Origin of the sequence: Actinophytocola sp. (assembly GCF_050699915.1) — a bacterium.
Lineage (GTDB): Bacteria > Actinomycetota > Actinomycetes > Mycobacteriales > Pseudonocardiaceae > Actinophytocola.
Map to the genome: position 1 here is coordinate 7,589 of NZ_JBOHGA010000079.1, position 18,697 is coordinate 26,285.

The 18,697-nt window shown below is 71.1% G+C and carries 16 protein-coding genes; 10 read left to right on the forward strand and 6 right to left on the reverse strand.

Going from position 1 to position 18,697, the window contains the following annotated elements:
- The first annotated feature begins 546 nt into the window (after positions 1 to 546).
- Both ACRDSK_RS16220 and ACRDSK_RS16225 read left to right on the forward strand, forming a co-directional pair.
- The gene (locus ACRDSK_RS16220; RefSeq protein WP_431441809.1) at positions 547 to 2,085 is read left to right on the forward strand and encodes an MFS transporter; all 1,539 of its coding nucleotides are present in this window, start codon (positions 547 to 549) and stop codon (positions 2,083 to 2,085) included.
- Entirely contained in the window at positions 2,082 to 2,663 is a 582-nt protein-coding gene (locus ACRDSK_RS16225; protein WP_431441811.1) for a TetR family transcriptional regulator, read from the forward strand. The genes ACRDSK_RS16220 and ACRDSK_RS16225 overlap by 4 nt, the downstream gene beginning before the upstream one ends.
- Before the next feature lie 7 nt (positions 2,664 to 2,670).
- Here ACRDSK_RS16225 and ACRDSK_RS16230 read toward each other — a convergent pair whose 3' ends face one another.
- The 3 genes from ACRDSK_RS16230 to uvrB form a co-directional block, all read right to left on the reverse strand.
- On the reverse strand, positions 2,671 to 3,039 hold the full coding sequence (locus tag ACRDSK_RS16230; protein WP_431441813.1) for a DoxX family protein: 369 nt from the start codon (positions 3,037 to 3,039) through the stop codon (positions 2,671 to 2,673).
- Between the two features lie 56 nt (positions 3,040 to 3,095).
- Positions 3,096 to 5,273, reverse strand: a complete 2,178-nt coding sequence (locus ACRDSK_RS16235; RefSeq protein WP_431441814.1) for a hypothetical protein — start codon at positions 5,271 to 5,273, stop codon at positions 3,096 to 3,098.
- 313 nt (positions 5,274 to 5,586) lie between these two features.
- Positions 5,587 to 7,734, reverse strand: a complete 2,148-nt coding sequence (gene uvrB / locus ACRDSK_RS16240) for an excinuclease ABC subunit UvrB (RefSeq protein WP_431441815.1) — start codon at positions 7,732 to 7,734, stop codon at positions 5,587 to 5,589.
- Positions 7,735 to 7,830: 96 nt separating this feature from the next.
- Between uvrB and ACRDSK_RS16245 the strand changes: the two genes are divergently transcribed.
- From ACRDSK_RS16245 to moaA, 7 genes are all read left to right on the forward strand, one after another.
- Entirely contained in the window at positions 7,831 to 8,325 is a 495-nt protein-coding gene (locus ACRDSK_RS16245) for a DUF402 domain-containing protein (RefSeq protein WP_431441817.1), read from the forward strand.
- Positions 8,326 to 8,460: 135 nt separating this feature from the next.
- Positions 8,461 to 8,982 (forward strand): DUF402 domain-containing protein, encoded by a 522-nt coding sequence (locus ACRDSK_RS16250; RefSeq protein ID WP_431441819.1) that lies wholly within the window; start codon positions 8,461 to 8,463, stop codon positions 8,980 to 8,982.
- 104 nt (positions 8,983 to 9,086) lie between these two features.
- On the forward strand, positions 9,087 to 9,995 hold the full coding sequence (locus ACRDSK_RS16255) for an ABC transporter ATP-binding protein (protein ID WP_431441821.1): 909 nt from the start codon (positions 9,087 to 9,089) through the stop codon (positions 9,993 to 9,995).
- Between the two features lie 9 nt (positions 9,996 to 10,004).
- Complete coding sequence (locus ACRDSK_RS16260; RefSeq protein WP_431441822.1) at positions 10,005 to 10,745, forward strand: ABC transporter permease; 741 nt, start codon at positions 10,005 to 10,007, stop codon at positions 10,743 to 10,745.
- A gap of 8 nt (positions 10,746 to 10,753) precedes the next feature.
- On the forward strand, positions 10,754 to 12,043 hold the full coding sequence (locus ACRDSK_RS16265; RefSeq protein ID WP_431441823.1) for a sensor histidine kinase: 1,290 nt from the start codon (positions 10,754 to 10,756) through the stop codon (positions 12,041 to 12,043).
- Positions 12,040 to 12,678 carry a response regulator gene (locus tag ACRDSK_RS16270; protein ID WP_431441825.1) on the forward strand — a complete coding sequence of 213 codons (639 nt, stop codon included), beginning with the start codon at positions 12,040 to 12,042 and terminating at the stop codon, positions 12,676 to 12,678. The genes ACRDSK_RS16265 and ACRDSK_RS16270 overlap by 4 nt, the downstream gene beginning before the upstream one ends.
- A gap of 156 nt (positions 12,679 to 12,834) precedes the next feature.
- Positions 12,835 to 13,866: a GTP 3',8-cyclase MoaA gene (moaA, locus tag ACRDSK_RS16275; RefSeq protein WP_431441826.1), complete on the forward strand. Its 1,032-nt coding sequence runs from the start codon at positions 12,835 to 12,837 to the stop codon at positions 13,864 to 13,866.
- Here moaA and coaE read toward each other — a convergent pair.
- From coaE to rpsA, 3 genes are all read right to left on the reverse strand, one after another.
- Positions 13,863 to 15,056, reverse strand: coding sequence for a dephospho-CoA kinase (gene coaE / locus ACRDSK_RS16280; protein WP_431441828.1), 1,194 nt, complete (start codon positions 15,054 to 15,056; stop codon positions 13,863 to 13,865). The two genes, moaA and coaE, sit on opposite strands and share 4 nt — an antisense overlap.
- A gap of 146 nt (positions 15,057 to 15,202) precedes the next feature.
- Positions 15,203 to 15,799, reverse strand: a complete 597-nt coding sequence (locus tag ACRDSK_RS16285; RefSeq protein ID WP_431441830.1) for a hypothetical protein — start codon at positions 15,797 to 15,799, stop codon at positions 15,203 to 15,205.
- A gap of 69 nt (positions 15,800 to 15,868) precedes the next feature.
- Positions 15,869 to 17,368 carry a 30S ribosomal protein S1 gene (rpsA, locus tag ACRDSK_RS16290; RefSeq protein WP_431441832.1) on the reverse strand — a complete coding sequence of 500 codons (1,500 nt, stop codon included), beginning with the start codon at positions 17,366 to 17,368 and terminating at the stop codon, positions 15,869 to 15,871.
- A 291-nt stretch (positions 17,369 to 17,659) separates the two neighbouring features.
- Between rpsA and ACRDSK_RS16295 the strand changes: the two genes are divergently transcribed.
- Positions 17,660 to 18,526, forward strand: a complete 867-nt coding sequence (locus tag ACRDSK_RS16295) for a class I SAM-dependent methyltransferase (protein ID WP_431441833.1) — start codon at positions 17,660 to 17,662, stop codon at positions 18,524 to 18,526.
- Positions 18,527 to 18,697: the final 171 nt, after the last annotated feature.

An 18,697-nucleotide genomic window follows, 5' to 3' on the forward strand; every position in this document is an offset into this window, starting at 1 on the left:
CCCCCCCGCCCCCGCCACCCTTCCCAGCGCCCGCGCTCTCCGCTTTTCGCACCCGCGGTCGCCCCTGCATCGCCTACTCGCCCTGCTCGCCCGCGCCGACCCCTGTCCCGCCTGCCTGGCCCGTGAGCCGCACCCGCCGACCGGCAACTGCCCGATCGCCGTCCGCCACGCACCCGCCCCACTCACCTGGGGCGTGCCTGCCGCACTCGCCGGCCGCGCCTCCCCGCCACATTCGCCTGCCACATTCGCCTGCCGCGCCTGCCTGCCGAGCTTCCGCCCCGCACTCGTGTGCCACGCCCAGCTGCCGAGCCTCTTCCCGCCGCGCCTTCCCGCCGCGCCTTCCCGCCGCGCCTTCCGCCGCGCCTTCCGCCGCGCCTTCCGCCGCGCCTGTCTGCCGTGGCCCGCCGCTGTGCCAGCCCGCCGCGCTTGCTTGGCCACGCCTGTCTGCCGAGCCATCTTCCGCACCTCGGTGGCGGTTCCTCGCCAACTCCAATCTGACAGTCTACTCTTATTTCATATTTCACTATCGAAATGAGGTTGACTGTCATGACTGTCCCTGGCGCGCGCAGGTGGTGGGCGCTCGGCGCCCTGAGCCTCGTCGTCCTAGCGGTCGCGCTCCCCGCGACGATCCTCAGCGTCGCGCTGCCGACCCTCGCCACGGCGCTGCGTGCCGACGCCGCCGACCTGCAGTGGTTCGTCTCCGCCTACACGCTCGTGCTCGCCGCCGGCGTCCTCCCCGGCGGGCTGCTCGGCGACCGGTTCGGGCGCAAGCGGCTGCTGCTCATCGCCCTCGTCGGGTACGCGGGCGGATCCGTGCTGGCCGCACTGTCGACCACGCCCGGCATGTTCATCGCCGCGCAGGCGGTGCTCGGGCTGGGCGCGGCGCTCGTGATCCCGCTCGTGCTGTCCGGCATCGCGGTCCTGTTCACCGCCGAGGAGCGGCCGCGCGCGGTCGGCATCTGGGCCGCGGCCAACTTCGTCGCGCTGCCGCTCGGGCCGATCGTCGGCGGCTGGATCCTGTCGAACTTCTGGTGGGGCTGGGTCTTCCTGATGAACCTTCCGATCATCGCGCTGGCGATCGTCGCGGTGGTCATCCTGCTGCCCGAGTCGCGCAGCGACACTCCGCCGGCGCTGGACCCGGTCGGCGTGCTCACGTCGAGCGCGGGCCTCGGCGTGCTGACGTACGGCCTCGTCCGAGCCGGGCAGGACGGCTGGGGCTCGGCCGGCGCACTCGGCGGCATGCTCGGCGGCGCGGGCCTGCTGCTCGTCTTCGCCGGCTGGGAACGCGGGCTGCACCGCCGCCGGCCCGGCCGCACGCTGGCCGACGTGACACTGTTCGGCTCGGCGCGGTTCACCTGGGGCACGATCATCGCCGGCCTCGGCGTCTTCGCCTTCTTCGGCCTGCTGTTCGCGACCCCGCAGTACTTCCAGGCCGTGCTCGGCGCCGACGCGATGGGCAGCGGGATCCGGCTGCTGCCGCTGCTCGCCGGCATGATGATCGGCGCCGGACTGGCCGACCGGGTCGCCGACCGGCTGGGCGCGAAGATCACCGTGTCGGCCGGCTTCGTGGTTCTCGGCGCGGCGCTGGTGCTCGCGACCACGACCACGGCGGCGAGCGGGTACGGCCTCGCGGCGACGTGGACGGCGCTCGGCGGCGTCGGAGCCGGCCTCGCGCTCGCCACCGCGTCCTCGGCCGCGCTCGCCGCGATCTCCACCGAGCGGGCCGGCGTCGCGTCGGCGCTCATGCAGGCCGTGCAGAAGCTCGGCACGCCGCTGGCCGCCGCGATCCTCGGCAGCGTGCTGAACTCGGGCTACGTCGACCGGCTGGACGTGACCGGCCTGCCCGCGCAGGCGGTGAGCGCGACGCGGGAGAGCGTGTACGCCGGCGTCGAGGTCGCCGGCCGGCTCGGGTCGCCGGAACTCCTGTCGAACGTGCGGTCCGCGTTCGTCGCCGGGCTCGAACAGATGCTGTGGGTGTCGGTCGCGGTGGCCGTGCTCGGTGTGCTGCTGACCGTCGCGTTCCTGCCGGCCCGCGCCCCCCGGGTGGCCGCCGCGCGGGCCGCAGAAGCAGAATCGGTGTCGTGAGTGGGCTGCGTGAGCGCAAGAAGGCGAAGACCAAGATCGCCATCCAGCAGCACGCCATCCGTCTGTTCCGCGAGCAGGGCTACGCGGCGACGACCGTCGAGCAGATCGCCGAGGCTGCGGAGGTCTCGCCGAGCACCGTGTTCCGCTACTTCGCCACCAAGGACGACCTCGTCACGACCGACGAGGTCGACCCGGTGATCTTCGCCGCGTTCGAGGACCAGCCACCCGAGCTCGGCCTCGCGGGCGCCTGGCGCGCGGCGATGCGGGTCGCGTTCGAGCGGATGACCGACGCGGACATGGCGAGCGAGCGCGAGCGCATGCTGCTGATCCTGACCGTGCCCGAGCTGTGGGCGGCCTCGCAGGGCAACGTCGTCACTACCCTCGACACGATGGTCGAGCTGAGCGCCCGGCGCCTCGGCCGCGCGGCGGACGATGTGGCGGTGCGCAACGCGGTCGGCGCGATGTTCGGGGCGCTGCTGCTGATGGTGCTCGACTGGGCGCGCCGCCCCGACGCCGACCTCCGCGTGGTGCTCGACCGCGCCTTCGAGGAGTTCGCGGCCGGACTGGCGCTGCTGTAGGACTGGCTCACAGCTCGGCGAACCGTCCTATCGAGACGAACACGCACACCGCGAGGATGCCCATGTTGGTGGCCACGTTGCGCGGCTCGCGGAGTCGCGTGTGGACGGTCGCGGCGAGGATCATGACGAGACCGAACCCGACGGCGGCGAGCGGCGTCAGCACGCGCGCGACGCCGGTCGCCCACGGCAGGATCAGCCCGAGCACGGCGAAGAGCTCGGACACGCCCGCCGTCCGCATGTAGGGCAGCGGGACGATCTTGGCGGCGGTCTGGCCGGTCTGGATCATCCGCTCGCGGCTCTGGGTGGACTTCATCGAGCCGGACACGACGCAGATGAACGCGAGCAGGATCTGTCCGGTCCAGAGTGCGATGTTCATCGGTTCCCTCCTGGTGACTTTCTTCCAGGACGGGGCTCGCGGTTGGTTCGTGACAGTCAGCCGCGGCGGGCCGCGTTGGCCGCCGTGGCGACCGCGATCACGGCGGTCAGCGCGGAGAGGCCGCCGAGGACCTGGCCGAGCAGCGCGGCGTCCTCGGCGCTGCTCGCGTCCAGCACCGTTAGTAGCGAGGTCTGGACGGCGGCCAGCAACAGGAGGGCGACCGCGCCGGCCAGCGGTGCGTGCGGCCGCGTCGCGAGGGAGGTTGCCATCGCGAGCGCGAGCAGGACCATGACGAGCGCGGCGACGAGTGTCGGGCCGGTGCCGTCGTCGAAGGCGACGCTCAGCCCGAGCCAGTCGGTGGGTGTCAGCGGGGTCAACGCGAACTGCAGGGCGAAGCCGTCGACACCGCCGTCGGAGAACGCGCCGGCGAGGACCTTCAGCGGCAGGAACCCGGCGGCGGCGAACACGACAGCGCCGACCGCCTGGCCGATGGCTATGCGCCCGCGGAGGAGGGCGACCGCGGCCGCGAGGCCGAGCAGCAGGAGAGGGAGCACGAGGATCACGATCGCGACGAAGTCGTCGTTCCGGTCGGAAGGGCCGAGGTCGACGGGGTCGAACAGCAGGGCGCCGAGGAAGGCGGCCAACGACCCGGCGAGCGTGTACGCGGCGGCCGCGTACACGCCGGGGCGCGGGTGCCGGCGGGTGAGGACCACGGCGAGCGCGACGGCGACGCCGATCTCGAGCACGCCGATGATGATGCGGTCGGCTTGGCTGGCGCTGGCCCAGTCGCCGCCGAGGAGGCGGCCCCACGGGGAGGCGAGCCCGAGCCCGAGGAGCGCGACGATGGCGCCGGCCGCGCCCGGGGTGGCGGGCAGCCAGTAGGCGAGCGCGGCGGCGCCGACGAGCACGAGGAGCGCGACGGCCCCTTGGGCGCGCATGTCCCAGCCGAACACGGGCAGGGCGAGGACGACGAAGACCACGGCGGCGGTGGCGACGATGACCGCACAGGCTGCCGCGGCGATGGCGCTCGAGGGGCGGCGGGGAGTGCGGGGGTAGGGAGTGGGCCTCTGGGTTTGATCGGAGCCGGCGGGCTCGAAGTCGGGAGGCGGCGGGGAGTCGGCGGGATGGGCACCGGACGGTGGTGCGGTCGGGTCGGTGTCGGGTGGCTGGTCGCCATCGACGGGCGGGTCGATGGTTATCGGTGGCTTGGCCGGTCGTGGGGCGGGGGCAGGGAGGGCGGCGATCAGGGCGTCGCGGATGCGGCGTGAGCGGATCGCGGCCATCGCCACCAGCGCCACCAGGGCCGGGGCTCCCGCGAGGGCCACCATCGCCTCGGTTGGCCAGCGGCTTTGGGGCGGCAGCCAGGTGGACAGGAAGACCGGCGGCATCGTGAAGATCGCTGCGACGAGCACGCCGCCGGCGAGGTCGCGGCGAGCGACGGCGGTCAGCAGGAGGATCGCGGCCACCAGCAGCGCACCGGCCAGCACGGCGATGAGGGCGCCCGCGCCCAGGGTGCCGGACGGGCTCGACCCGGCCGCGCCGGCGAGCTGGGTCGCACCGAGGGTGCCGAACGGTGAGGTGCCGGCGCCGAACGCGAACGAGGTGGCCATCGCCGCGGCTGCCGACGCCAGGTTGCCCCAAGCGGCCCCACCCGGCGCGCGCACGACGACGACCGCGAGCACCAAGCCGACGACGAGCATCGTCACCGAGACGGTGGCCGCGGAGGCGCCGCCGTTGGCCAACAGCAGGACGGCGATCATCGGGAGGATCGCGCCCGCGCCGGCGGTCCAGGCGCGCATGCCGGTCGTGGCGACGGCGAGCAGGGCGATCGCCGGGAGGCCGTAGACCATGAGCACGGTCGCGGTCGGCGATGGTCCGGCGTCCTCGCTGGAGAAGACCGGCACGTCGGGGATGGAGGAGGTCAGCAGGGCGAACCCGGCGAGGTAGGCCCCCAGCACGACGTACGAGGTGCCGACGCCACGCAGCACGTGCGAGCCGATCGCGAGCGTCGCGGGGTTGTGCCGGTCGCGAGCCCTTCGGCTGACCCACCACCCGCCGAGGAGCAGCACGAGCGCGATGAGCACCCGGACGAGATCGGAGCTCAGCACGGACGACACCGCGACCGCCCCCGCCCCGGTGTGCAACGCCGCGACCACGACAACGGCGGCGGCGATGGGTGCCCGAGGCCGCTCAGCCGGCTCGGCGGCCGGGTCGCTGTAGGTGGATGCGGTCACCGGACACGGCTCCAGATCATGGGACCTTTCTAGACGAAACCCGGTGACCGCAGGTGAGGAATCCGACGAACCCGAGTTGGCAGATGGGCGAAGTCGCCTGTGGGCGGCCGGACAGGTGATCCCGGCGACCCGACCGCAGTGCGGACAACTGCCTGAAAAGGGGTGGAATCGACCAACGCGAGTCTCGACAGGAGGTGGCGCCGCAACGAACGCGAATGGCGGCCGCCTCGGGAACCGGACCAACATGCCAAACCCGTGCGGAGACCACCACCTCCCCCGGCCCCCAACACAGCAGCCAGACGAAGCCGAAGACCTACTTGACGCCTGCCGCGTCCATTCCTCGAAGTTCCTTCTTCAGGTCGGCGATCTCGTCGCGTAGGCGGGCTGCCAGCTCGAACTGGAGGTCTCGGGCGGCGTTCATCATCTGGTCCGTCAGCTGTTGGACCAGGTCCGCCAGCTCGGAGCGGGCCATCGAGCCCACGTTCTCCTTCACGTACACGCCCGAGGAGCGGCCGCCCGGTTCGCCCGCGGCTCGGCGGCCTCGCGAGGCGTTGCGGCCCGAGCCACCGATCGGCACGGTCTCCGCGTCGGCGTCCTCCGCCTCGTTGTACACCCGGTCGAGGATGTCGGCGATCTTCTTGCGCAGCGGCTGCGGGTCGATGCCCCGCTCCTCGTTGTACGCGGTCTGCTTGTCTCGCCTGCGGTTGGTCTCGTCGATCGCGTGTCGCATCGAGTCGGTGATCCTGTCGGCGTACATGTGGACCTGGCCCGACACGTTTCGGGCGGCGCGGCCGATCGTCTGCACCAGGCTCGTGCCCGACCGCAGGAAGCCCTCCTTGTCCGCGTCGAGGATCGACACCAGCGAGACCTCCGGGAGGTCCAGGCCCTCGCGGAGCAGGTTGATGCCGACCAGCACGTCGAACTCCCCCAGCCGCAGCTGGCGCAGCAGCTCCACGCGGCGCAGAGTGTCCACTTCGGAGTGCAGGTACCGGACCCGGATGCCCAGCTCCAACAGATAGTCCGTGAGGTCCTCGGACATCTTCTTCGTCAGCGTCGTGACCAGCACCCGCTCGTCGCGCTCCGCGCGTACCCGGATCTCGTGCACCAGGTCGTCGATCTGCCCCTCGGTCGGCTTGACGATCACCTCCGGGTCGATCAGGCCCGTCGGACGGATCACCTGCTCCACGAACTCGCCGCCGGTCTGGCCCATCTCGTACGGGCCCGGCGTCGCCGACAGGTACACCGTCTGCCCGATCCGGTCCTGGAACTCCTCCCACGTGAGCGGGCGGTTGTCCATGGCCGACGGCAGCCGGAAGCCGTGCTCCACGAGCGTGCGCTTGCGGGACATGTCGCCCTCGTACATGCCGCCGACCTGCGGCACCGTCACGTGCGACTCGTCGATGACCAGAAGGAAGTCATCGGGGAAGTAGTCGAGCAGCGTGGCCGGCGCGGTGCCCGGCCCGCGGTGGTCGATGTGCCGCGAGTAGTTCTCGATCCCCGAGCAGAACCCGACCTGGCGCATCATCTCGATGTCGTACGCGGTCCGCATGCGCAGCCGCTGCGCCTCCAGCAGCCTGCCCTGCTTCTCCATCGTGGCGAGCTGCTCCTCCAGCTCCGCCTCGATGGCCCGGATCGCCCGCTCCATCCGTTCGGGCCCCGCCACGTAGTGGGTGGCCGGCGAGATCCGGATCTTCTCCACCTGCCGGATCACGTCGCCGGTCACCGGATGCAGGTAGTAGAGCGCCTCGACCTCGTCGCCGAAGAACTCGATCCGGATGGCCAGCTCCTCGTACGCCGGGATGATCTCGACGGTGTCGCCCCGCACGCGGAACGAGCCGCGGCTGAACGACACGTCGTTGCGGGTGTACTGCGTGTCGACGAGCGCGCGCAGCAGCACTTCCCGCTCGACCTCCTGGCCGACCTCGAGCGCGATCGTCCGGTCGAGGTACTCCTGCGGGCTGCCCAGGCCGTAGATGCAGGACACCGACGCGACCACGATGACGTCTCGCCGGGACAGCAGGCTCCACGTGGCGGAGTGCCGCAGCCGCTCGACGTCCTCGTTGACCGACGAGTCCTTCTCGATGTAGGTGTCCGTCTGCGGGACGTACGCCTCCGGCTGGTAGTAGTCGTAGTAGCTGACGAAGTACTCGACCGCGTTGTTCGGGAAGAACTCGCGCAGCTCGTTGGCCAGCTGGGCGGCGAGCGTCTTGTTCGGCGCGATCAGCAACGTCGGCCGCTGCAGGCGCTCGATGAGCCAGGCCGTGGTTGCCGACTTGCCCGTTCCGGTGGCGCCCAGCAGCACGACGTCCGTCTCGGCGGCGCCCAGCCGTCGCTCGAGCTCGTCGATCGCCGCCGGCTGGTCGCCGGCCGGCTGGTAATCGCTGACCATCTGGAACCTGCCGTCGGTGCGCGGGATGTCACCGATGGGCCGATGCTGGGAGCTTGCCGTCACCACTGCCACGAAAAGAAGGTTACGCGGGCCCTCCGACAAAAACGGGTTCACGCAGGTCAGCCAGGCAGGATGCGGCGAGGACCGGGCCCGTGCCACGCTGGCCTGGTGCACCCGCCCAAGATCGAGCTCTTCGACGTCGCCGGCATGACCAACACCGATCCCAAGGGCTTCGTGCGCGCGGTCGACGTCTACCGGCAGACCGACTTCGGGCTCTACATGGCGCGGCCGCTGGACGGTCACCCGAACATCGGCTACTTCCGCTCGTGGCTGCTGCCCGAGCACGGTCTGCGGGTGGGCCGCTGGCTCGCGCACCCGGGCCAGCGGCTCGACCACGACGTGTACATCGACATCGTCGACATCGAGCCCGGCGCGGTGTGGCGGACGACCGACCTCTACCTCGACCTCCTCGTCCGCGACGGGAAGGACCTCCAGGTGCTCGACACGGACGAGGTCCTCGCCGCCCGCTCCGAAGGGCTGCTCGACGACCGAACGGCGCAACGCGCGTTCGAGCGAACCTTCGCGGCGGTCGAGGGCATCGCCGCCGCCGGCTACGACGTCGAGGCGTGGCTCAAGATCCCGTTGACCTGGCACGATGGGTAGATTCTGTTAGTCAATAGCCATCCATCCATCGAGTGATACCGATACACGATCGATACCGTTTTGCTTACGAGTCGTTACATAACGAATCGCACCCACTCATCACCGACAGCATGCTGACGGCTACGCTCTGGACCCGTGGCCACGGCGATCACCCCTCAGCTCGTAGACATCGTCGACACCTTCACGTCGTCGCGCAGCTACGTCTCCTCCGGGACCACCCGCCGCCTGCGCACCTGCCAGGTGGAGCGCTGGGGACTGCGCACCGAGTGCCCCACTCCGGAAGATCCCTTCCATGACGCCGAGGTCACCTGGCTGCTGCCGGAGCTGAACCTCCGCCTCACCCATCAGCGCCCGCGCTCCCGGCATGCCAAGGCAGGCCCGAGCGTGCTGACCGCCGTGCGCGCGTCGAGCGACGGCCGGTACTGGAAGACGACCGACCTGCTGATCGGCCTGGCCGCGCCCGGCGGCACCACCGCGCGGATCGTCCGCTGCGAGGAGTTCGCCGCCGCGGTCGCCGGCCGCATACTGCTGGCCGGCGACGCCGACCTCGCGCTCTGCACGGTGCACAAGACACTCGAGGAGCTCAGCCGGTTCCGCCACGACCTGAGCGGCTGGCTCGCCTACAAGCACATCTTCGACGTCTGGCCGCCGTACTGATCGAGGGTCCACCGATCGGTTGATGGACTGACCCACCGCAGCTTCGCCGAGCCCTGGCCGGCTGGGCGATTCGCCGGGGTGCCCCGCGCGAGCACGCTCGACGCATGGCAATCATCGAGGTAGACGGCCTCGTCAAGCGCTACGGCGAGCACACCGCGGTGGACGACGTGTCCTTCGCGGTGGACGAGGGGGAGATCTTCGGCATCCTGGGCCCGAACGGCGCCGGGAAGACCACGACCGTGGAGTCCGTCGAGGGACTGCGCCGGCCCGACGCCGGCACCGTCCGGGTCTGCGGCCTCGACCCGCGACGCGACGCCGGCGAGCTCAAACAGCTGCTCGGCGCGCAGCTGCAGGAGAGCGAGCTGCCGGACAAGCTGCGGGTCGGCGAGGCGATGGAGCTCTACAGCTCCTTCTACCGCGAACCGGCCGACTGGCGACAGCTGCTGGACGTCCTGGGACTCGCGGGCAAGCGCGACGCCCAGTTCCGCCGCCTGTCCGGCGGGCAGAAGCAGCGGCTGTCGATCGCGCTCGCGCTGGTCGGCTCGCCGCGGGTGGCGGTTCTCGACGAGCTCACCACCGGACTGGACCCGCAGGCCCGCCGCGACGCATGGGACCTGATCGAGGGCATCCGCGCCCGTGGCGTCACGATCCTGCTGGTCACCCACTTCATGGCGGAGGCCGAGCGGCTCTGCGACCGGATCGCCGTGATCGACTCAGGCAAGCTCGTCGCGATCGACACGCCGGCCGGCCTGGTGTCCACAGTGGACGATATGCAGCGGATCCGGTTCCGCCCGTCCACGCCCGTCGATCACGCGCTGCTCACGAGCCTGCCCGAGGTGTCGGCCGTGGAGCACGCGGGCGGCCAGCTGGTGGTCACCGGCACCGGGAACCTGCTGCACGCCGTCACGTCCGTGCTCGCACGCAACCAGGTCGTCGCCGCGGAACTGCGGATGGAGCAGTCCACATTGGACGACGCGTTCGTCGCCCTCACCGGCCGCAAGATCGACACCTGAGGAGTCCCCGTGCACACCCTGTCCCGGCTCACGCTCACCGAGACCAAGCTGTTCCTGCGTGAGCCCGCCGCTGTGTTCTTCATGCTCGTGTTCCCGCCGGCCCTGCTGGTGATCTTCGGACTCGTGCCGTCGTTCCGCGAGCCCAACCCCGACCTCGGCGGCCTCCGGATGATCAGCCTCTACACACCGATCGTCATCGCGATGGCGCTGGCCCTGATGGCGCTCAGCGCGCTGCCGCAGATGTTCGCCACGTACCGCGAGAAGGGCATCCTGCGGCGGATGCGCACCACGCCGGTTCGACCGGCGTTCCTGCTGGGCGCGCAACTGCTGATGTGCACCATCGTCTCGGTGATCGTGCTGGTCGTGCTGCTCGCGATCGGTCGGCTCGCCTTCGACGTCGAACTGCCCACGCAGGCCGCCGGCTACGTGCTGAGCTACGTGCTCACCGTCGTCTCCATGCTCTCGATCGGGCTGCTTCTGGCGTCGCTCGCACCGAGCGCGCGGGGCGCGGGCGCGATCGGGTCGGTGCTGTTCTTCCCGATGGTCTTCTTCGCGGGCCTGTGGGCGCCACGGGAGGTGATGCCGGAGGTGCTGCGGCGGATCAGCGACTTCACTCCGCTGGGTGCCGGCGTGCAATCATTGGCCGACGCCGCCGCAGGTCACTGGCCTCAACTGCTGCACGTGGCGGTCATGCTGGGGTGGACCGTGGTGGCCGGTGGGCTTGCCGCGCGGTACTTCCGCTGGGAGTAGGTGGGGACGTGACCGAGGCGGACCTGGCCGCGGAGTTCGACCGCTGGGAGCACAAGGAGACCAAGGTCCAGCGCTGGCTCCCCTACTTCTTGCTCGGTGTGTCCGTGCTGATCGCGATGCTGCAGCCGTTCGTCGGGCTGCCGGTCAACCGCCCGGTCGCCATCGGTCTGTCGAGCCTGGCCCTCGGGTGGATCGCCTGGTTCCACACGTCGCACCCCGAGTGGCGCGGCCGCCGCCGGTTGATGGCCGTTTACTACGTCGGCTTCGTCCTGATCGCCTTGTCGTTGCTGTTCGTCTCCCCGTTCTTCGGGATCCTGGCGTTCCTCGGCTACCCACACGCGGCCGACTGTCTCGCCGGCCGGTGGCGCTACGTCGGGGTCGCCGCCACGGCGACGCTGTCGGGCACGGCGCAGATCGGCGGTCCGGCGGTCATCAACGCGGAAACCTGGTGGGGCTGGCTGATCCTCGTCGCGTTCAACGGGTTCGTGGCCAGTGTGTTCTTCTACTTCGGCGTCATGACGGAGGAGCGCAACGTCAAGCAGAAGCAGGCGCTCGTCGAGCTCGGCGAGGCCAACCGCAAGCTCGAGGCGGCGCTCGAGGAGAACGCGGGCCTGCACGCGCAGCTGCTGGTCCAGGCGCGCGAGGCGGGCGTGCTCGACGAGCGGCAGCGGATGGCCCGGGAGATCCACGACACGCTCGCCCAGGGCCTGGCCGGGATCATCACGCAGCTGCAGGCCGCCGAGCGGGCGGCGGACCCGCGGCGACATCTGGACAACGCCACCGCGCTCGCCCGGGACAGCCTCGCCGAGGCCCGGCGTGCCGTGCACGCGCTGGAGCCGGTCGCGCTCGAGCAGGCCCGGTTGCCGGAGGCGCTCGGCGAGGTGGCTCGGCAGTGGGCGACGGTGACCGAGGTGCCGGCCGTGCTGACCACGACGGGCGACGCGCGGCCGATGCACCCGGACGTCGAGGTCACGTTGCTGCGCACCGCGCAGGAGGCGCTCGCCAACGTGGCCAAGCACGCCCGCGCCAGCCGGGTCGGCCTGACACTGTCCTACATGGAGGATCTGGTGACGCTCGACGTGCGCGATGACGGCGTCGGCTTCGAGCCGAACGTCAAGCGCGCCAACGGTTCCACCAACGGCGGCTTCGGCCTGACCGGCATGCGTCAGCGGGTGCAGCGGCTCGCGGGGCGGCTGGAGATCGAGTCCGAGCCGGGCGCCGGCACGGCGGTGTCCGCGAGCGTGCCGGCCATCCCCGCGGGCGGTGCGGAGGAGCGAAGCGAACAATGGACACCGTGACGATCAGCTTGGTGATCGCCGACGACCACCCCGTGGTGCGGGACGGGCTGCGCGGCATGTTCACCGGCGACCCGCGGTTCGAGGTGCTCGCCGAGGCGGCCGACGGCGCGGAGGCGATCGCGGCCGCCGAGCGCCTGACTCCGGACGTGGTCCTGATGGACCTGCGCATGCCCGGGGTCGACGGCGTCACCGCGATCGCCGAGCTCGCCAGGCGCGGTGTCCGTTCGCGGGTGCTGGTGCTGACGACCTACGACACGGACAGCGACGTCCTGCCGGCGATCGAGGCGGGCGCCACCGGCTACCTGCTCAAGGACGCGCCGCGCGACGAGCTGTACCGGGCGGTCGAGGCGGCCGCGCGCGGGCAGGCGGTGCTCTCCCCCGCCGTCGCCACGCGGCTGATGGGCCAGATGCGCCAGCCCGCGTCCGAGCCGCTGTCGCAGCGCGAGCTGGAGGTGCTCGGGCTGATCGCGCGGGGCTCGACGAACCGGGAGGCGGCCGAGCGGCTGTTCATCAGCGAGGCGACGGTGAAGACGCACCTGTTGCACGTGTACGCGAAGCTCGGTGTCAAGGACCGAGCGGCGGCGGTCGCCACGGCCTACGAACGCGGCTACCTGAGTTTTCGCGACCACGGATAATATTCGTCACGTCTGGCCGCATGGTTCCGCATCCGCGTGCCCGCGCCCGATCCTCCGCCGCATCCACGGCTCGGCGATCGGTAGCGCCAGCCGCGCGATTTCCGCACGTTATCGCCGTGCTGGCGAGAGCCCGATGATCGCTATACGTTGGGTGACGTGCCGGCAAACGCCATCGTCGACCGCTACCGGCGACCTCTGCGCAACCTGCGCATCTCTGTCACCGACAGGTGCAACCTGCGGTGCCGGTACTGCATGCCCGAGGCCGAGTACGTCTGGCTCCCGCGGCGCGATCTGCTGACGTTCGAGGAGATCTCGACGCTCACCGACGTGTTCATGTCGCTCGGCGTGGACAAGGTTCGGATCACCGGCGGCGAGCCGCTGCTGCGCCGCGACCTGCCCGAGCTCGTCTCGATGCTGTCCGGCAAGCCGGGGCTGCGGGACCTCGCGATGACCACGAACGGCGTGCTGCTGGCGGACAACGTCGCGGCGCTGAAGGCGGCCGGGCTCGGCCGGGTCACGGTCAGCCTCGACACGTTGCTGGCGGAGCGCTCGCGGACACTCTCGCAGCGCAACTCCCACGCGGCGGTGCTCGAGGGGATCGCCTCCGTGGCGCCGGCGGGGTTCACCGGCACCAAGATCGACACGGTCGCCATGCAGGGGGTCAACGACGACGAGCTGGCCGATCTGATCGAGTTCGGGCGGACCGTGCCGGCGGAGGTGCGGTTCATCGAGTACATGGACGTCGGCGGGGCGACGAACTGGTCGAAGGACCTCGTGCTCTCCCGTGCGGAGATGCTGTCCCGGCTGACCGAGCACTACGGCTCGATCACGCCGCTGCGCAACAACGACGCGGCGCCCGCCGACCGGTTCGAGCTGCCCGACGGCACGACATTCGGCATCGTCTCGTCGACCACGCAGCCGTTCTGCGCCACGTGCGACCGCAGCCGGCTGACCGCGGACGGCATGTGGTTCCGCTGCCTGTACGCCGTCGAGGGCACGAACCTGCGCGACCCGCTGCGCGACGGCGCGTCGTTCGACGAGCTGCGCGAGCTGATCACCGGCAAGTGGGCGGCGCGCACGGACCGCGGGGCGGTGGACCGGCTCGCCGAGCGCGACCGCCTGCCGTTCGTCCCGCTGGCCACGCTGAAGTCGAACCCGCACCTGGAGATGCACACCCGCGGCGGCTAAGGCGTCCAGCCGGTGGCCTTCGCCCACTCCTCCGCGCGGATCCCGGCCTGGTCGAACCAGGGCTCCTTCGCGTCGGCGTACTTGTCGGTGTCGTCCTCGGCGGCGTAGCGGTGGGCCAGCTCCTTCTTGAGTGCGCGGTACTCCGCGTGCGCGTCGGCGTCGGCACGCAGCCAGTCGCGCATCAGCAGGGCCAGCCGCCAGCCCGGGCTGCCGTCGGTACGGACGTGGAGGTTGACGAACTGGCCGGGGTCGGCAGACACGTGCAGCCGCTTGCGCCACTTCTCCACATCGGGCTCGTAGTCCTTCGGTTCGTCGTGGTCGACGAGGTCCAGACGCGGGAAGCCGGCTGCGGCGAGCTCGCCGGCGAGCGCGTCGGCGTCCGCCATCGAGCCGACCGTGAGCTGCATGTCCACGACGTCCTTCGCCGGCATGCCGGGGATCGCGGTGGAGCCGGTGTGGTCCACCCGGGCGTCCGGCCGGTCGATCGCGGCGCGGACGCGTGCGGCGATCCGGGCCGCGCGCACCGGCCAGTCGGGGTTCGGCGCGGCCAGGCGCGGGCCGCCGTAGCGGTTGCGGTGGCCGAGCCGCACGTTGGACTCGTAGCGCACCAGCCGGTCGGCCCACAGGGCGTCCACCTCGGCGAGGACCTGGTCGACCGAGCCGCCGTTGTCGAGCCAGACGTCGGCGGCGGCGCGGCGGGCGGTTTCGTCCGCCTGGGCGCGGATCCGGGCCCGAGCGTCCTCTTCGGACATGCCGCGGTCGCGGACCACGCGGTGCACCCGGGTCTCAACCGGCGCGTCGACGACGAGCACGAGGTGGTAGACCGCGCCGAGGTCGTTCTCCACCAGCAGCGGCACGTCGTGCACGATGATCGCGTCGTCCGCCGCGGTGGCCATGAGCTCGCCGGAGCGCTTGCCGATCAGCGGGTGGACGACGCCGTTCAGCCGCTTGCGGGCCTCGTCGTCGGCGAAGACCCGCTGGGCCAGGCGGGCCCGGTCGAGCGCGCCGTGCGGGTCGAGGATGTCCGGACCGAACGCCTCGACCAGTTGTTCGAGCCCCGGGGTGCCCGGCTCGACGACCTCGCGGGCGATCTTGTCGGCGTCGATCACGACGGCGCCGTGCTCGGCCAGCCGACCGGCCACAGTGGATTTTCCGGAACCGATCCCGCCGGTGAGGCCCACGCGAAGCATGCCGGCATTCTGTCAGCCCGACCGCGTTCGTGATCACCCCTAACTCGTAGCCGATCTGTTACAGCAGTGGGCGGCGAGCGCGCTTGGGCTCCGCTGGTGGCCACTCGCCGCCGCACTCGGACCGCGGCCGTCACCCAGGCCGCCGCCTAGCTCGGGGTCGGTTCGCGTGGGGTGAGGGCCTTGTCCGCCAGTTGACCCAGCATCGCGCCGGCGCGGTCCTCTCGGACCAGGTCCGGGCGAACGGTGACGACGACCGTGGTGCTGCCGCGCTGGGCCACCAGCATCCACGCCTTCCCGCGCAGCAGCACGCCGCGGTCCGGGCCGACCGGAACCTCGTTCACCTGGGAGCCCGCCGTGCGCTCGTCGGCGATCGTGTTCGTCAGGCGACGCTGCGCGTGGTGCGAGTCGGTGTAGCTCGTGAGGGCGACCCACACCGTCGCGGTGGACAGCGGCCGGCGGGTCGGCACGCCGAAGTAGCAGTCCAGCCGCGCGATGCGGCCGATGCTCTCCTGCGGCACGCCCACCACCGGCTGCGCCTCGCCGCGGACGAACATGCCCAGGATCGTGCCCAGCTCCTCCGCCGTGATCACCTCGGGGCACGTCTCGGGCACCGGCCGCCCCTCCGCGCGGCCGGGCGGCGCGGGCGTGCTGAATGCCGGCACCTCGGGGTCGACGATCGGCTCGGTCGCCGTGGCACACGCACAGCACGACACGAGCACGAGGACCAGAACCCAGGCGCGCACCGGATCACGGTAGGACAAAACGAGGGCCTCGCCGATAACGGCGAGGCCCTCGAATCGGTCTCAGGTGGCTCAGACGCCGCCGGAGAGCTTCTCCCTCAGCGCTGCCAGCTGCTCGTCGCTGGCCAGGGTGCCGCCGCTCTTCTTCTGCGGCTCACCACCGCCGGACGAGTACTCGCCGGCCGGCACCTCGCCGGCCTCGGCACCACCCTCGGTCTCGGCGGCCGCCTCGGCCTCGGCGGCCTTCTTGACCTGGGCCATGTGCTGCTCGTAGCGGGTGTGGGCCTCGGCGTACTGCCGCTCCCACTCCTCCCGCTGCGTGTCGAACCCGTCCTGCCACTCCTGGGTGTCGGGGTCGAAGCCCTCGGGGTAGATGTAGTTGCCCTCGGGGTCGTACTCGGCCGCCATGCCGTACTGGGTCGGGTCGAACTCGGTGTCCGACGAGAAGCCCTCGTTGGCCTGCTTGAGCGACAGCGAGATCCGGCGCCGCTCGAGGTCGATGTCGATGACCTTGACCATGACGTCGTTGCCGACCTGCACGACCTGCTCGGGGATCTCCACGTGACGCTCGGCCAGCTCGGAGATGTGCACCAGGCCCTCGATGCCCTCGTCCACCCGGACGAACGCACCGAACGGAACCAGCTTCGTGACCTTGCCCGGCACGATCTGACCGATCGCGTGGGTACGGGCGAACTGGCGCCACGGGTCTTCCTGGGTCGCCTTCAGCGACAGGGACACGCGCTCGCGCTCCATGTCCACGTCCAGCACCTCGACGGTGACCTCCTGGCCGACCTCGACGACCTCGGACGGGTGGTCGATGTGCTTCCAGGACAGCTCCGAGACGTGCACCAGACCGTCGACGCCACCGAGGTCCACGAACGCACCGAAGTTGACGATCGAGGAGACGACACCCTTGCGGACCTGACCGCGCTGCAGCTGGTTGAGGAACTCGCTGCGCACCTCGGACTGGGTCTGCTCCAGCCAGGCGCGGCGGGACAGCACCACGTTGTTGCGGTTCTTGTCCAGCTCGATGATCTTCGCCTCGAGCTCGCGCCCCACATACGGCTGCAGGTCGCGCACCCGGCGCATCTCCACCAGCGACGCGGGCAGGAAGCCACGCAGCCCGATGTCCAGGATCAGGCCGCCCTTGACCACCTCGATGACCGTGCCCTTGACCGGCTCGTCGGACTCCTTGAGAGCCTCGATCGTGCCCCACGCGCGCTCGTACTGCGCACGCTTCTTGGACAGGATCAGCCGGCCTTCCTTGTCCTCCTTCTGGAGAACCAGGGCCTCGACCTCGTCACCGACCTTGACGACCTCGTTCGGGTCGACGTCATGCTTGATCGACAACTCACGAGAGGGGATGACCCCCTCGGTCTTGTAGCCGATGTCGAGCAGGACCTCGTCCCGGTCGACCTTCACGATGGTGCCCTCGACGATGTCACCATCGTTGAAGTACTTGATGGTCTTGTCGATGGCGGCGAGGAAGTCCTCACCCGTCCCGACGTCGTTGACGGCGATCTGCTGCTTGGGCGCGGTCTCAGCCGGGACAGTGGTGGTGTCGGTGGACATTGGCTAGGTGGCTCCGGTACGGATTAGTTGAGAGATGGGCAACGGATCTTCGGTTGTCAGCTTGCGATTGACGCCGCGCGGCGGGATAGTTCGCCGACGGACCGAACGACCTGTACGACACCGCCAACGCCGCGCAACCAGATCTGATTCCCGCAAGATGAACAGACGGCAGCGCGAAACCACCGCGCGGCGGTATCCTACGCGGCCGCGCGACGGCCGGGCAAACCTGGGTGGCCCGTCTCCGCACGTACGCGCACGTACGCGGACAGGTACGGCCACGAGGGGGAGAGCATGACGAGCCTGCCTGCGCAAGATCCGGAGCAGCCACCGGCGCCGTCGGCGCGGAGCGCGGAACGGGTACTCGGCACGGTCGGCAGCGAGCGGCGGCCGGCGTCGTCTGCGGAGTCGGTCGCGGCCAACAGCGCCTGGTGGGACGCCGACGCGGACGACTACCACGTCGAACACGGCGACTTTCTCGGCGTGGCGGACTTCATGTGGTGCCCGGAGAAGCTGCGCGAGGCCGATGCGCGGCTGCTCGGCGACGTCGCCGGCCGTGACGTGCTCGAGGTCGGCTGCGGGTCGGCGCCGTGCGCGCGGTGGCTCGCGGTCGAGGGCGCGCGGGTGGTCGGGCTGGACCTGTCGGCCGGCATGCTCCGCTACGCGGCCGCGGCCAACGAGGCCACCGGCCTCGACGTGCCGCTGGTGCGGGCCAACGGTGAGCGGCTGCCGTTCGCGAGCGAGTCCTTCGACATCGCCTGCTCCGCGTTCGGCGCGGTGCCGTTCGTGGCGGACCTCGGCGGGCTGTTCGGCGAGGTCGCGCGCGTGCTGCGGCCCGGCGGCTCCTGGGTGTTCGCGGTGACGCACCCGATGCGCTGGATCTTCCCGGACGACCCGGGCCCGAACGGGCTGCGGGTGACCGGCTCGTACTTCGACCGCACGCCGTACGTGGAGGTCGACGCCGACGGGCGGGCCACCTACGTCGAGTACCACCGCACGCTCGGCGACTTCATCCGCGCGCTGACCGGCGCCGGGCTGACGCTGCTCGACCTGGTGGAGCCGACCTGGCCCGACGGGCACACCGAGGAGTGGGGTCAGTGGAGCCCCCTACGCGGCGCACTGTTCCCCGGGACGGCCATCTTCCGCTGCCGGCGTTCATGAGCAGCGCGTTACTGCAGGCGCAGGCCGCCCGGTTCGAGCGTGTGGACCCGCTGCTGCCGCCGGCCGCGCCCCCGCCGGACGGCCACGTGCTCACCGCGGCGATGCCGGACGGCGAGCGGGTGGCCGGGGTCGTCGCGCGCGGCCGGTACGAGGCGGGCTCCGCGCCGACGC